Source organism: Microbulbifer sp. YPW1 (assembly GCF_013367775.1).
Classification (GTDB): Bacteria; Pseudomonadota; Gammaproteobacteria; order Pseudomonadales; family Cellvibrionaceae; genus Microbulbifer.
Map to the genome: position 1 here is coordinate 2,507,312 of NZ_CP055157.1, position 14,673 is coordinate 2,521,984.

General features: G+C 56.3%; 9 protein-coding genes. 6 read left to right on the plus strand and 3 right to left on the minus strand.

The genetic code is table 11. The annotated features are described in order from the left end of the window. Position 1 precedes the first annotated feature (1 nt). Together HUW35_RS10295 and HUW35_RS10300 are read left to right on the plus strand one after the other, a co-directional pair. Positions 2-3,448: a pilus assembly protein gene (locus tag HUW35_RS10295; protein ID WP_181252268.1), complete on the plus strand. Its 3,447-nt coding sequence runs from the start codon at positions 2-4 to the stop codon at positions 3,446-3,448. A 12-nt stretch (positions 3,449-3,460) separates the two neighbouring features. After that, entirely contained in the window at positions 3,461-3,880 is a 420-nt protein-coding gene (locus tag HUW35_RS10300; RefSeq protein ID WP_181252269.1) for a type IV pilin protein, read from the plus strand. A gap of 51 nt (positions 3,881-3,931) precedes the next feature. On the opposite strand, the gene HUW35_RS10305 is transcribed toward HUW35_RS10300, so the two are convergent. Further along, a complete protein-coding gene (locus HUW35_RS10305; RefSeq protein WP_181252270.1) occupies positions 3,932-5,356 on the minus strand; it encodes a sigma-54 dependent transcriptional regulator in 1,425 nt (474 codons plus the stop codon). 28 nt (positions 5,357-5,384) lie between these two features. Then, positions 5,385-7,037: a nitrogen regulation protein NR(II) gene (locus HUW35_RS10310; protein WP_255463226.1), complete on the minus strand. Its 1,653-nt coding sequence runs from the start codon at positions 7,035-7,037 to the stop codon at positions 5,385-5,387. A gap of 126 nt (positions 7,038-7,163) precedes the next feature. On the opposite strand from HUW35_RS10310, the gene HUW35_RS10315 reads away from it, so the two are divergent. Further along, the gene (locus HUW35_RS10315; RefSeq protein ID WP_181252271.1) at positions 7,164-8,792 is read left to right on the plus strand and encodes an NAD+ synthase; all 1,629 of its coding nucleotides are present in this window, start codon (positions 7,164-7,166) and stop codon (positions 8,790-8,792) included. A 104-nt stretch (positions 8,793-8,896) separates the two neighbouring features. Here HUW35_RS10315 and HUW35_RS10320 read toward each other — a convergent pair whose 3' ends face one another. Continuing rightward, a complete protein-coding gene (locus HUW35_RS10320) occupies positions 8,897-9,826 on the minus strand; it encodes an outer membrane protein assembly factor BamD (protein WP_181252272.1) in 930 nt (309 codons plus the stop codon). A 124-nt stretch (positions 9,827-9,950) separates the two neighbouring features. Here HUW35_RS10320 and rluD point away from each other — a divergent pair, with 124 nt between their 5' ends. The 3 genes from rluD to clpB all read left to right on the plus strand — a co-directional run bounded on the left by rluD (position 9,951) and on the right by clpB (position 14,663). Next, positions 9,951-10,916, plus strand: coding sequence for a 23S rRNA pseudouridine(1911/1915/1917) synthase RluD (rluD, locus tag HUW35_RS10325; RefSeq protein ID WP_181252273.1), 966 nt, complete (start codon positions 9,951-9,953; stop codon positions 10,914-10,916). 32 nt (positions 10,917-10,948) lie between these two features. Further along, positions 10,949-11,710: a peptidoglycan editing factor PgeF gene (gene pgeF / locus HUW35_RS10330; protein ID WP_181252274.1), complete on the plus strand. Its 762-nt coding sequence runs from the start codon at positions 10,949-10,951 to the stop codon at positions 11,708-11,710. A 346-nt stretch (positions 11,711-12,056) separates the two neighbouring features. Next, positions 12,057-14,663: an ATP-dependent chaperone ClpB gene (clpB, locus tag HUW35_RS10335; RefSeq protein ID WP_181252275.1), complete on the plus strand. Its 2,607-nt coding sequence runs from the start codon at positions 12,057-12,059 to the stop codon at positions 14,661-14,663. Positions 14,664-14,673: the final 10 nt, after the last annotated feature.

Consider the following 14,673-nt stretch of genomic DNA (forward strand, 5'->3'; position numbering starts at 1 on the left):
CATGGCCAAGAATGTGATAATCAAAAAAATCAGCAGTGCGTTAGTGGCGACCCTTTTGTGCTTGGGGATCTCTCACAGTGCTGTCTCCCTGGATTTAGCTCAGAGCCCTTTGTTCCTAAGTAATGGCGCGCCGCCAAACGTGATGTTTGTCATCGATGATTCGGGCTCCATGCATTTTGAAATTACACCGGAAGAGTACCGACGTGATACTGCTTATATATTCCCGCGTGCGGATGGTGTGTATGGGAATAACGGATACAACCAGACCGAAAACGGCGATTATCAGGTTCCCACTGTAGATAGTAATAATGCTTACAATGCGCTGACCCGCTCCCCTCAGTACAACAAAAGTTATTACGATCCGTCGGTCACCTATACTCCCTGGGTAAAGTACGACGGAAGCCTTTACCCGAATGCCACACCTAGCTGCGCATTGCATAATCCGGAGAATACCGGGGATTGTCCCAGCGGTACTGCCTCGGTCAATGAGATTGCCCGGGATCTCACGGTTACCAACGGAAACTATAACAGCAACGGTTGGCGCAGTTGCAGCCAGGGTTTTTGGGGGAACATAACTTGCAGCTCTACTGATGAAGAGAAGACTTACTGGCCCGCTACGTATTTTTGGCATAATGGAACTGGTAGTGCGTGGGACTGGAATAGCTATTCAAAGGTTGAAATCAAGTCTGATACGGCAACTTACACCGGTCATGACCGTACAGCGCGTACGGATTGTATTGCCGGGGTTTGTACCTATGAACAGGAAATTCAGAATTTTGCCAACTGGTATACCTACTATCGCTCGCGCACCCTAGCGGCGCGAGCGGGAATCGGACGCGCGTTTTCAGAGCAAGGCGAAGACATGCGCGTTGGTTTTGGGGCTATCAATAAGGGCAATGGTGATGTCGATGGTGTGAATACGGGTACCATTGTCAATGGCGTGCGAACCTTTTCCGGTACCAATCGGCAGAACTTTTTCGAAGAGCTGTATACCCGCGATGTGCCTACTTCTGGTACACCATTGCGGCAGGCCCTGGATGATGCCGGGCAGTACTTTTCGCGTACGGATAACAAAGGGCCTTGGGGAGCAGATCCTGGTGTGGATGACAGTACCGCGCACCTAGCGTGTCGGGCCAGCTATACAATCTTGATGACTGATGGCTACTGGAATGGTAACCAGGCTGGTACCGTGGATGCTCGGGCAAATATCGATGGTACTGCGGGTAGCGAAATAACGGGCCCAGATGGTCAATCCTATACATATAGTGCTGTATCCCCTTTCTCAGATAGCAACAGTAATACGCTTGCGGATGTTGCTATGTACTACTGGAATCGGGATCTGCGCACTGACTTGAGCAACGACGTGCCGGTAAAGGATAGTAGTGTTGATCCTGCATTCTGGCAGCACATGGTAACTTTTGGAGTTGGCTTGGGGGTGGAAGGCTCCATCAATAGCGACGACGCCTTCGCGGCGATAGATTCGGGTGACACTATCACCTGGCCTGACCCCAGCTCGGGTAATTCCGACAAGATTGACGACTTGTTGCATGCCTCGTTAAATGGTCGCGGTGGCTTCTTTAGTGCGGCAGACCCGCAAGCGTTTGCAAGTGACCTGTCCGAGGTTTTGGAAAATATCGTGGGTCGAACTGACGGCTCTGCGTCGTCGGTAGCGACCAACTCCACCCGCCTTGGTACCGACACCGTGATTTATCAGGCGCTGTTTAACAGCACCAACTGGAGCGGTGAACTGAGGGCCTTGAATCTTAATAGTGACGGTACCGTGGGTTCCACCAAGTGGAAGACGGACGATTCCAAATTCACCAGCTATGCCATGCGCAACATCGTCACTTACAACGGTGGCGGTGTGGACTTTGCCTGGGCCAACCTATCTACTGCACAGCAGGACGCATTGAAAGACGGTGGTACCGATGCTGAGGGGCAGGCACGGCTGAACTGGGTGCGTGGGCTGGGCGTGACCGGGTTGCGGGATCGCGAATCAATTCTTGGTGATATCGTCAATTCAAGTCCAGTATTTGCCGGCGACAAAAAATACAACTTCCATCTGCTTTCCGAGGAGCTCGGAGGGTTGGCCTATGAGACGTATTACACTGGGCAGAAGGCGAATCGCCGCGAGGTGATTTACGTGGGCGCAAATGACGGTATGTTGCACGCCTTCGATGCGTCGACGGGGTCCGAATTGTTTGCCTATATCCCTTCCGGCGTGTACGAACAGTTGGCAGACATGAGTGCAGCGGATTACGGAACTAGCACCAACCCGCATGCGTACAGTATGGACGGCAAACTGTTTGTGGGTGATGCGTATGTCAATGGCGCCTGGAAAAATATTCTGGTCGGTTCTCTGGGTGCAGGCGGTCGGGGTATCTTTGCTCTCGACGTCACCAATCCGGATGGGTTTGACGAAAGTGATGTTTTGTTCGAGTTCACCGAAGCAGATTTTCCCGGCATCGGTAACATCACCGGTGAGCCGATCATTGCCCCCACCAATGACGGCTGGAAGCTAATCTTTGGCAATGGCTATAACTCGGAAAACACTCGAGCCCGTCTTTTCGCGATCGATTTGAATGATCCGCTCAACGAGACCCAAGTGATAGAGGTAAGTGATACCGGTAATAATGGCTTGGCTGGTCCGGCCCTCTTGAGCAATGGTGATGGCGAAGTGGTGGCAGCATACGCTGGCGATTTGTTAGGAAATATGTGGAAGTTTGATCTGAGCGCGAACAATGCCAGTAACTGGGATGTTGCGTTTGGTAATGGTGGAGCTAAAGATCCATTTTTTACTGCTGTCGATCCAAATGGCAAAGTACAGCCGATAACCGCTACCCCGACGCTTGGCCTGAATAATCAGATGGATGGTGCCATCATGGTGTACTTCGGCACTGGCAGTTATATTTCCAGTACGGATAATGCGGTAGGCGACGTGATCAACAGCTTCTATGCTTTGGCGGACCAAGATGCCGAAATTAGTGGTCGCTCGGCATTGATGGAGAAAAGTATTGCTACACAAGAAAATGGAAAACGGGTTGTACAGGATAACGAAGCCACTTCATGGTGGGGCAACAAGAAAGGTTGGTACCTGGACCTGAGTTTTGGTGGTAGTGTCACCGGCGAGCGGATCACCAGTAAGCCGTTGCTAATTTATGATCGGCTGCTTTTCCCAACACTGATCACCTCGTCGGATCCCTGTTCATTTGGCGGCAGCGGCTGGTTGATGGAGCTGGTGGCTGTCGGTGATCGCTATGATGGTCACAGCATTTTCGGTGAGGACGGGGTAGAAGTAGATTACGCGGTAATCAGTTACTCTGACATTATCCGTGGAGGCGAGAAAGCATATTTGCCGACCAGTAACATCAAAGGTGAATTGGATGTGGAAGAAGGTGACTTCCCGATTGATGCTGTGGGTCGTATGTCTTGGCGACAGCTGCGATAAAGAGAGAGAAAGATGAGTAGATTAGAACGTGGGTTTACCCTGATCGAATTAATGATTGTCGTGGCGATCATTGGCATTATTTCCGCGATCGCATATCCATCCTATATGGAGTCGGTGCGAAAGAGTAATCGTGCGGATGCGAAGGCTGCTCTGAATGATGTGTCGCATCGTCTGCAGCGCTGCTTTACCGCATATAGTGACTACACCCATGCAAGCTGTGCCGTAGGTCAGACGCTGGATGATGGTCGCTCAGTCAGTTCTGGTGAAGGAATGTACACAGTCACCGGAAACTTGACCGCGACGACGTTCGCTCTGACAGCAGCCCCGGTTGCGGGTACTACTCAGGCTGGTGACTCAAAGTGTGGCAGCTTTACGTTGACTCAGGCTGGTGTCAAGGGGGCCTCGGGCTCGCTAGGTACTGACTGCTGGTAAAACTTCGCGAATATAATACGTGTTTTTTAAATGACCCGGCCTTGCGCCGGGTCATTCGTTTTCCAACCCCAGCTTTTTCAAACGGTAGCGCAGGGAACGGAAACTGATCCCCAGTTTTTCTGCTGCTGCCGTCCTGTTCCAGTCGGTTTCATTGAGGGTCGTTTCGATAGCTTCCCGCTCGATGGTTTGCAGAAAGTCATCCAGGCTTGAGTAATCTGAAGTTGCGAACTGGCCGGGGTAGGTGGATTGCTTTGACTCCGGAAGTGACGTCATCACTGGCTGTTCGAGTTCGTTGTTATTTGAATAAGCTGACGGCTCTCCAGTTTCGGGAGGCCTGGTCGGCTGCATAGCTGGAATCAGCAGGTCTGCGGCATGCAGTGTGTTGCGCTCACTCAAGGTCACGGCGCGCTCGAGTATGTTCTCAAGCTCGCGCAGGTTTCCAGGGAGGGGGTAGGCCTGTAGGGCGCTGATGGCATCTGGTGCGGCCTTCGGAGCAGCGCCTTTTTTTGCGGTGGAAATCCTGCGTAGCATATCGCGAACCAGAAGCGGAATATCCTCAAGCCTTTTTCGAAGGGGTGGAGCGTGTAGTTCAATAACGTTGATACAGTAGTAAAGATCGCTGCGAAATCGTCCCTCTCGCACTGCTTTAGCCAGGGGCTGTTTGCTGGCGCTGAGGATGCGAATATCCAGGTCGGTGCGTGCTGCATCTATTTCTGAAAAATAACGTTTCTCCTGAATGGCTCGAAGGAGTTTGACCTGAATATCCGGGGGAAGGCTGGCAACTTCATCGAGAAACAGAGTGCCGCCATGTGCACGCTGGATTAAACCCGGTTCCGATTCGCTGCCAAATAGCGTCTCTTCGAGCCGCTCTGCGGCCAGGCTGGCACAGTAAACGGGTACAAATGGTTGCTGCGCGCGCGGGCCGTGTTGGTGGATACAGCGTGCAGTCAGTTCTTTACCACTGCCCGCCTCGCCGAAGATAAGCGCCGGAGCATCGCTGCGCGCAACTTTTTCAATTTGCTTGCGCAGTTCCTGTATTGCTGGAGATTGCCCCTGTAGCAGTGTCGGGAATTCCTGCTGCTCCACGTAGCGGGCTTCGTTCAAGCGCAACGCCAGCTGCACCAGGTTGCGCAGACGCTCTAGATTCACCGGCTTGCTGACAAAATCAAATGCACCGAGTTTAAGCGCGGCAATGGCGGTATCCATATTGCCGTGCGCGGTTATGACGGCAACCGGAAGTAAACGGTCTGCCGGTAGATCCTGAATATGTTCAACAACCTGCAGCCCAGTACCATCCGGTAACTTCATGTCGGTCAGGCAGAAGTCGTAGCGCTTTTTTTCCAATTGTCGACGGGCTTCGGCGACTGACATGGCGATATCTGAGCGCACGTTCATGCGGTGTAGGGTCATGGATATCAAGTTACAGATATCCGGTTCGTCGTCGATTATTAGTGCTATGGGTTGACGATCGGCCATTTAATTAAAAATTATTGTGTTAATGGGGTCAAAAAATCTGGTCAGCGTTGGCAAATTCTACTCTGAAGCAGCTGCGTCTGTCTCGGCTTCGGCAGTAATAGAGGTTGGCTCTGTTCGATTCACACAGTTCGCGGGCGATATATAAACCGAGTCCCGCCCCGGCGGACTCGGTAGTAAAAAATGGTTCAAAGATTTTGTCTGTATTTTCCTCGGCAACCCCGTATCCATCGTCGAGTATATCAAGCTGCGCGCACTGACGTTGGGGCAGGTAACTGATTACGAGTTCCGCAGTCGGTACGCCGGTGGCGGCTCGTGAGTGTCGCACCGCGTTATTGCATAAATTTGTGAGAACCTGAGCCATCTGGTTCGGGTCGAAACGTGCGTACACCGGCACTGCCGGGTAACTGCAACGGATCTCTATGTCCCGGGGCATTTCCATGCGGTAATCCCTGAGGAAGTCGCCTATCCACTGACACAGGTCGAATAGTTGCGTCATTGGAGGCTGGCGACGGGACAGCTGCATCACATTCTCGACAATCTGGTTTACCCGCTGGCTGTGGCGTCCGATGATTTCCGTGAGTTCGCGATTTTCTGCGGTCAGCGAGCTGGACTCCGCGAGAAGTTCCGCGGCATGACTGATTGCGCTCAGCGGATTGCGCACTTCGTGGGCGATAGAGCCGGTGAGGCGGCCCAGTGAGGCGAGTTTCAATTGTTGTGCCTGTTGCGCGAGCTTGCGATTGTCTTCGAGAAATATCAGCGAGCTGCCCCGAGCATCGTGGGGCAGTGTGGTGATACTCGCACGCAACTCGGAGTGTCCCGCTCCCTGGATGATCCGGCTACGGGTCTCACCGCGGCGAAGGTCATCCAGTGTCTGACGAAAATCCGCGCTCAGCTTGCCGTCTTTGATACGTTGGATACCGAGTAACTGTTGTGCGGCGCGATTGACCAGTGCCGGCCGGTCTTCTCCGTCGACCACCAGCACCCCGGTACGCATCTGCGCGACGATCTGCTGGGTGAGCCTCTGCAGGTGCGCGGTATGCCTGCGTTCCTGTTCTACTTTCTGATTGGCGATATGGATATGTGCAGAGAGGTATTGCAGGACGCTGACGCAGGTAAACATCAGGATGCCGAGACTGCCGGCGGAGACGATGTCCTGGGTGTCGGCCTGCCCGGTGAGCAGGCCAAACAGTTGCTGTGCAATCACCGCGATACTGGCTATCGCTGCGAGAAACGCGCCCATGCGGCGATCCAGAATCAGGGAGCCCACCGCACAGGTAGTCAGCATCAGGTAGCCGACCCCGGAGTTCAGCCCGCCACTGGCCTGGATCAACAGTAGAAATGCGAGGATATCGCACCCGAGAAGGGAGCCGATACGCAGAGGGGTGGTCTGAAAACTACTGGGATATAGGTAGAGCAGCCAGGCAATGTTGAGGACTGCATAGGTGATCGCCGTATCCAGGTAGAGCACTGGGTGCAGTGTACCCACAGTATTGCTACTGATTCCGGACGCGAACAGTCCCAACAGTATCAGTGCAATGATGACCCGGTACCACGCATAGAGCTTGAGTAGCTCCCGCTGTCGCAAGCGCAGTCGATATGGCTGGACACCGGTTGAACGGGAGCCCTTGCGATTTACGGATTCCGGTGAAGTTGCGGGGTCGTTGGCCGTCTGGCTGCTCACATTTTGTTCTCGTTTTATTCACATTGTTATGGCGAGTGGCAAACTGTCGGGAGATGGCCCGGGGCAGATGTTGTACACCCGGTCGGCGTGGCTACAATAGCCGCCTCAGATTAACGGGGTATAACGATGTCTACTTTGCAGCTAGTGCTGGCGCAAATCAATCTGCTGGTGGGGGATATTCACGGCAATACTGACCAGGTAGTCGAGGTCGCGCGACGGGCCCACCGGGAGCACGGTGCCGATCTGGTGCTGTTCCCGGAATTGACCCTGTGCGGGTATCCGCCGGAAGACCTGTTGCTGCGTCCCAGTATGCAGAAGCGGATTGACGCGGCCCTGAGCAAGCTCAAGCAGGCTGAACTTCCCTGTGCGGTGCTTATCGGCTATCCACGGGTGATCGCGGGTACCGTACTGAACATGGCCGGGCTGATCCAGGATGGGGAGCTGGTTGCGGAATACGCCAAACAGAAGCTGCCCAATTATCAGGTGTTTGACGAGTTGCGCTACTTTGTGCCCGGCGAGCAGCCCTGTGTGGTGGATATCAAGGGTATCCCTACCGCCATTACCATCTGTGAGGATATCTGGCACCCGGAGCCGGTGGTACAGGCGGAGCGTGCCGGTGCCAAGTTGATGCTGAACATCAATGCGTCTCCGTTCCATCGTGGCAAGGCGGAAGAGCGCCTCGCGCTGTTGGGGCGCCAGGCGCAGGCGGGCAAGATGCCTATCGTTTATGTGAACTCGGTGGGTGGCCAGGACGAGCTGGTGTTCGATGGCGGGTCATTTGCTGTGGACAGCAATGGCGAGTTGCGTGGGCGCGCGCCGGAATTTGTCGAGAGCCTGTTGCCGGTGACGGTGCAGGCGGACGGGGATCAGGTGTCTCTGGCTCAGGGCAGCGATGCCAAACCGTTGGATGGCCTGGCCTCCGTGTACCAGGCGCTGGTACTCGGGGTGCGGGACTATGTAAACAAGAACGGCTTCAAGGGCGTGGTGCTTGGCCTGTCCGGGGGCATCGACTCCGCACTGACCCTGGCGGTGGCGGTAGATGCCCTGGGGCCGGAGCGGGTAGAGGCGGTAATGATGCCGTTCCGCTATACCTCGGACCTGTCCAAAAATGACGCCGCGGATCAGGCGGAGCGCCTGGGAATCAATTACCGGGTGATCGGTATCGAAGGCATTTTCGATGCCGCGATGAAGGCACTCAAGGGTGAGTTCGCCGGTAGCGAGCGTGATACCACCGAGGAGAACCTGCAGGCCCGTGCCCGCGGTATGCTGCTGATGGCTATCTCCAACAAAAAAGGCTTTATGGTGCTGACTACCGGCAACAAGAGCGAGATGGCAGTTGGCTACGCCACTCTCTATGGGGATATGGTGGGTGGTTACAATGCGCTCAAGGATGTGCCCAAGATTCTGGTGTACGAGCTTTCCCGCTACCGCAATAGCGTGTCTGAAGTCATCCCGGAAACCGTGATTACCCGCGAGCCCAGCGCAGAACTGGCGCCGGATCAGGTGGATTCGGACAGTTTGCCGCCCTATGAGGTACTGGACGAAATCCTGCGGCTGTATATCGATCTGGATCACAGTGCTGCGGACATCATTTCCCGCGGATTTGATGAGGCGACCGTCATGCGCGTGGTGCGACTGGTGGATCGCAACGAGTACAAGCGCCGCCAGGCTGCAGTCGGGGTGCGGATCTCTGAGCGCGGTTTCGGGCGCGACCGCCGTTACCCGATCACTAATGGCTGGAAGGCTGGGGAGTAAGCGCTCGCTCCGCTGGGTGGGCTGGCAATCACATCAGCCGCCGTCTACAAAAAAGGCCCCGCTGGCGACAGCGGGGCCTTTTTTGTTTGCGCTAGATGTCGTCCTTAGAGTTCGGGCGGCAGCGGCGCGTCCTCGGTGCGGTATTCGGCGTTGTACAGCTCGCGACTGTCGAAGCCGCGCGGATCCGACTTCTCGAACAGGCCAAGGGTAATGCGGTGGATAAAGCTGCGGCCACTGGCGCCAGCGTAGTATTTGTAGTTGAAAGTGCCGTCATCACGGAATGCAGGGTGGTGCGGGTAGTTGGTCTGCAACACCGCCAGCGAAGTTGACTCCAGCTGCGGCATTTCAAGCAGGTGGTAGGACTGCACCATCACCGCCAGAGCATCGGGCACCGCCGGGGTCTGCTGGAAGTTCTCTACCACATAGCGACCGCGGTTGGCTGCTGCCAGATACGCGTTGCGCTTAAAGTAGTAGTTGGCCACGTGAATCTCGTAGCGCGCCAGCAGGTTGCGCAGGTGGATCATGCGCTTCTGCGCATCCGGGGCGTAGCGGCTGTCCGGATAGCGCGCCATCAACTGGGCGAAATATGCGAAAGACTCGCGCGCGGATCCCGGATCCCGGCGGGTCATATCGGTGGGCAAAAAGCGCTCAAACAGGCCGCTACCTTCGGTAAATGACGCCAGGCCCTTCATGTAATAGGCATAATCCACGTTGCGATGCTGCGGATGCAGACGGATAAAACGATCTGCCGCAGAGATGGCGGCATCGTTCTGGTAGTCGCGGTAATAGGCGTAGATCAGCTCAAGTTGCGCCTGTTCGGCGTAGTTACCGAAAGGAAAGTTGTCTTCCAGCGCGCGCAGGTTCTTGATCGCCAGCTCCCACTGGCTGGATTTCAGCTGCCTCTGGGCAGCTTCGTAGAAGGCCTGCTCGGTGCGGTTACCGGAGGGCAGTCCCTCTTCTTCTTCGTCCGTGCTGGCGCACGAGGCCACCAAAACGGCCAGCAGTGCCAGCCACAGCGTTTTCCAGGCCTGCATAGCCCCTCGCTCTATCATTATTTGTCTCAACCTTATTAAACTAGCCGCCCAAAATTCACCGGGGGCAGAAGGGCAGCTATTTAACCACAGCGCCCCGCCAGCCCAAAGTATTAGACCCACTCGGATGAGCAATCAAATACATATCGATATTGAAGTGCCGGCGGAGTACGCCGGCCAGAGGTTTGACCAGATCGCAGCGGATTTGATCCCCGATTATTCCCGCGCGCGACTGCAAGCCTGGATAAAAGGCGGCCAACTCACCATTGACGGCCGGTCTGGCAAGCCCAAGGCCAAGCTGTTTGGCGGTGAAATGCTGCAATTGCGCGCAGAGCTGGAGCCCCAGGGCGAGTGGCAGCCGCAGCCGATGGACCTGGATATCGTCTACGAAGACGACAGTCTGCTGGTGGTCAACAAGCCCGCGGGCCTGGTAGTGCACCCGGCGGCGGGCAATCCGGATGGCACCCTGCTGAACGGGCTGCTGGCACATTGCGCCGGGCAGAGAAATATCCCTCGCGCCGGCATTGTGCACCGCCTGGACAAGGACACCAGCGGCTTGATGGTGGTGGCGAAGACCCTGCAGGCGCAGGCCGACCTGGTCGATCAGCTCAAGGCGCGCACCGTCAGCCGGCAGTACGATGCCATCGTGCTGGGCGTGCTCAGCGGCGGCGGTACCGTCGATGCCCCCATGGGGCGGCATCGACAGCATCGCCTCAAGATGGCGGTACTCGGTAAATCCGGCGATGGCGGCGGCAAGGAAGCGATCACCCACTATCGCTTGCAGGAGCGCTTTCGCGGCCACACCCTGGTGCGCTGCCAGCTGGAAACCGGCCGCACCCACCAGATTCGTGTGCACATGGCGCATATCCGTCACCCGCTGGTGGGCGACCCGCTATACGGCGGGCGCAATAAACTGCCTACTGGCGCAGATCCCGATCTGGTTGCCGCCCTGCAGCAGTTTCCCCGTCAGGCGCTGCACGCCGCGGAGCTGGCGCTGATCCATCCACAGACCGGAGAGCCAATGCACTGGTCGGCCCCCATGCCGGAGGATATGCTGCAACTGCTCGCGCTACTGCGGGCGGATAACCACTAACGCGCGTGAAACAGGAATTACCAGGAATCAACATGGCAGCTGATCACTATCTGACCCCGGGCTGGCCCGCCCCGGCCAATGTACGGGCCTGTTTTACACTGCGCCGCGACGGCCACAGTGAGGGACCCTACAGCGCGTTTAATCTCGCCGATCATGTGGGCGATAACCCCGAGGCGGTTGCCGCTAACCGCGCGCAATTGCAGCGGGAGCAGAACCTGCCCCGCGGTCCGCAGTGGCTGGAGCAGATTCATAGCGACAGGGCGGTGCAAGCGCAAAGCGATGACAAGGTGCGCACGGCGGATGCCAGTTATACCCGCGAGAAGGGCGTGGTGTGTGCGGTGCTGACCGCGGACTGTCTGCCGCTGCTGGTAACCAATCGCGATGGCACCGAAGTCGCTGCGATTCACGCGGGGTGGAGAGGGCTGACCGGGGGCGTTATCCGCGAGACCATTCGCGCACTGACGAGTGCACCGGAGGAGCTTATGGTCTGGCTCGGCCCGGCCATTGGTCCGCAGGCATTTGAATGCGGTGTGGATGTGCTCGAAGCGGCGTTTGAATCGGCCATGAGCGAATCCCACGCCGAGGCCATTTCCAACAGCTTTGTTCCCCATGCGGACAAGCCGCTGCATTTTCTGGCGGATATCTACGCCCTGGGACGTGCAGAGCTGGCGGAACTGGGAATCTCTCAGGTATTTGGCGGCGACCGCTGCACCGTTACGGAAGAATCTGAATTCTTTTCCTATCGCCGGGATGGGGATACCGGTCGAATGGCGACTTTGATTTGGTTTGAATAAATATTTGAGTTGTGAGGTTTCCGCACTGAAGCTAGTCCTGTGGCGGCCAATCACCGGAGATGGGGCTTCAGGACCGCTGTGAATACATCCCTGTACGCTTCGTCGGCAACATCCCTGTTGCCGACGATCCTGAATCCCCATCTCCGGCGCTCGGCCTTCTCCCCGGCCTTACAGTGCTCCGCTGCTTACCGCATTTAAATAAGCATTCCCCAGCTGCGCAGAGCTTGAAAACCCGCCACCAGCCCGCAAATTACTGATCAGCACTAGACTGTATTCGTCATTGCGTTTCCATGCGCCGCCTTATCCTTTGTCCGGCGCGTCAATGATCAGGAGAGGGAAAAGCACAATGCGCATCGACAGAATGACCAACCCGTTGCAGGCCGCCATTGCTGACGCACAATCCATCGCGGTTGGCCGCGACCACAATCAGATTTATCCCGAACACCTGTTGCAGGCGCTGCTGGATCAATCCAATGGCAGCGTTACCGCATTCCTCAATCAGGCCGGATTCAATATCAACGGCCTGCGCAATGATCTCGCCAAGCGCCTCGACAGCCTGCCCACCGTGGGTTCCCCCACCGGTGACGTCGGTATGTCGCAGGAATTGATGCGCCTGTTCAATCTGGCGGATAAAAAAGCGCAGAAAAATGGCGACAGTTTTATTGCCAGTGAAACGGTTTTACTGGCGGCGTTTGATTCTGCCGCGGGTGAAGTTTCCAAGATCTTGAATGCGCATGGTGACCTCAAACATCTGCAGGATGCCATCACCAAGGTGCGCGGCGATGAAAAGGTCAACGACCCGCAGGCGGAAGAAGCCCGACAGGCGCTGGACAAGTACACCATGGATCTGACCGCCCGCGCGGAAGCCGGCAAACTGGATCCGGTGATCGGTCGCGACGATGAAATTCGTCGCACCATCCAGGTACTGCAGCGCCGTACCAAGAACAACCCGGTGCTTATTGGTGAGCCCGGTGTGGGTAAAACCGCAATTGTCGAAGGTCTCGCCCAGCGCATCGTCAATGGTGAAGTGCCCGAGGGCCTGAAAGACAAGCGCCTTTTGTCACTGGATCTTGGCTCTCTGCTCGCCGGGGCGAAATTCCGTGGCGAATTCGAGGAGCGCCTGAAGGCGGTCCTGAACGAATTATCCAAACAGGAAGGCCGTGTCATTCTGTTTATCGACGAGTTGCACACCATGGTCGGTGCTGGCAAGGCGGAAGGCGCCATGGATGCCGGCAATATGCTGAAGCCGGCACTGGCCCGCGGTGAGCTGCATTGTGTCGGTGCCACTACCCTCAACGAGTATCGCCAGTACATCGAAAAAGATGCGGCGTTGGAACGCCGCTTCCAGAAAGTACTGGTGGATGAGCCCAGTGAGGAAGACACCATCGCAATCCTGCGCGGGCTCAAAGAACGCTATGAAGTACACCACGGGGTAGATATCACCGACTCCGCGATTATCGCCGCCACCAAACTTTCCCAGCGCTACATCACCGATCGCCAGCTGCCGGATAAGGCGATCGACCTGATCGACGAAGCGGCAAGCCGCATTCGCATGGAGATCGATTCCAAGCCGGAGGAAATGGACAAACTGGAGCGCCGCCTGATCCAGCTCAAGATCGAGCGCGAGGCGGTGAAAAAAGACAAGGACGATGAAGCAGCGAAAAAACGCCTGCAGAAGCTCGAGGAAGATATCCACAGTATCGAGAAAGAATACGCCGATCTCGAAGAAATCTGGAAGGCGGAGAAAGCCAAGCTCGCCGGCAGCGCGGACATCAAGAACAAGCTGGAGCAGGCCAAGCTGGATATGGATGCCGCACGTCGCGCGGGTGATCTCACGCGCATGTCTGAAATCCAGTACGGCGTGATTCCGCAACTGGAGCAGCAGCTGAAACTGGCGTCTGATGCCAGCGATACCAGCGACAATCAACTGCTGCGCAATCGCGTCACCGATGAAGAAGTGGCGGAAGTGGTTTCCCGCTGGACCGGCATCCCCGTGTCCAAAATGCTTGAGGGCGAGCGCGAGAAGCTGCTGAAAATGGAAGGCGCACTGCACGATCGTGTTATTGGCCAGGACGAGGCGGTGGAAGCGGTATCCAATGCCGTGCGGCGCTCGCGCGCCGGGCTTGCAGACCCCAACCGCCCCAACGGCTCTTTCCTGTTTCTCGGCCCCACCGGTGTGGGCAAGACCGAACTGTGTAAAGCGTTGGCGGAATTCCTGTTCGACACCGAAGACGCCATGGTGCGTATCGACATGTCGGAGTTTATGGAGAAGCACTCGGTTGCGCGCCTGATCGGTGCACCCCCCGGGTACGTGGGATATGAGGAGGGCGGCTATCTCACCGAGGCCGTGCGCCGCAAGCCTTATTCTGTGCTATTGCTGGATGAGGTGGAAAAAGCGCACCCGGATGTCTTCAACATCCTGCTGCAGGTGTTGGAGGATGGTCGTCTGACCGATGGCCAGGGGCGCACCGTCGATTTCCGCAACACGGTGGTGGTTATGACGTCTAACCTGGGTTCTGACCTGATTCAGAAATACGCCAGCGCCAAAAATGACGACGAGGTGGACAGCGAAATCCACTACCGGCAAATGAAGGCGGCGGTCATGGAGGTTGTAGGAACCCATTTCCGTCCGGAGTTTATCAATCGCATCGACGAGGTCGTGGTATTCCATCCCCTGGATCGCGCCGAGGTGCGCTCCATTGCCGAAATCCAGTTGCAGAACCTACGCAATCGACTGGCGGAACGGGATCTCAAAATGGAGATTTCCGAAGAGCTTCTCAACAAGCTTGCGGATGTGGGCTTCGATCCGGTTTACGGCGCGCGTCCCCTGAAGCGCGCGATCCAGATGTGGCTGGAAAATCCACTGGCCCAGGATGTGCTCTCCGGAAAATTTGCTCCTGGAGATACCATTCACGCAGCGCTGGAAGGAGACAAGGCGGTATTCACCAAGTAACGCCCTGACT

Excerpts from the sequence above, each read along its gene's own strand:
- HUW35_RS10295 (WP_181252268.1), top strand. The coding sequence starts at position 2 with ATGGCCAAGAATGTGATAATCAAAAAAATCAGCAGTGCGTTAGTGGCG.
- HUW35_RS10300 (WP_181252269.1), top strand. The coding sequence starts at position 3,461 with ATGAGTAGATTAGAACGTGGGTTTACCCTGATCGAATTAATGATTGTC.
- HUW35_RS10305 (WP_181252270.1), bottom strand. The coding sequence starts at position 5,356 with ATGGCCGATCGTCAACCCATAGCACTAATAATCGACGACGAACCGGAT.
- HUW35_RS10315 (WP_181252271.1), top strand. The coding sequence starts at position 7,164 with ATGTCTACTTTGCAGCTAGTGCTGGCGCAAATCAATCTGCTGGTGGGG.
- HUW35_RS10320 (WP_181252272.1), bottom strand. The coding sequence starts at position 9,826 with ATGCAGGCCTGGAAAACGCTGTGGCTGGCACTGCTGGCCGTTTTGGTG.
- rluD (WP_181252273.1), top strand. The coding sequence starts at position 9,951 with ATGAGCAATCAAATACATATCGATATTGAAGTGCCGGCGGAGTACGCC.
- pgeF (WP_181252274.1), top strand. The coding sequence starts at position 10,949 with ATGGCAGCTGATCACTATCTGACCCCGGGCTGGCCCGCCCCGGCCAAT.
- clpB (WP_181252275.1), top strand. The coding sequence starts at position 12,057 with ATGCGCATCGACAGAATGACCAACCCGTTGCAGGCCGCCATTGCTGAC.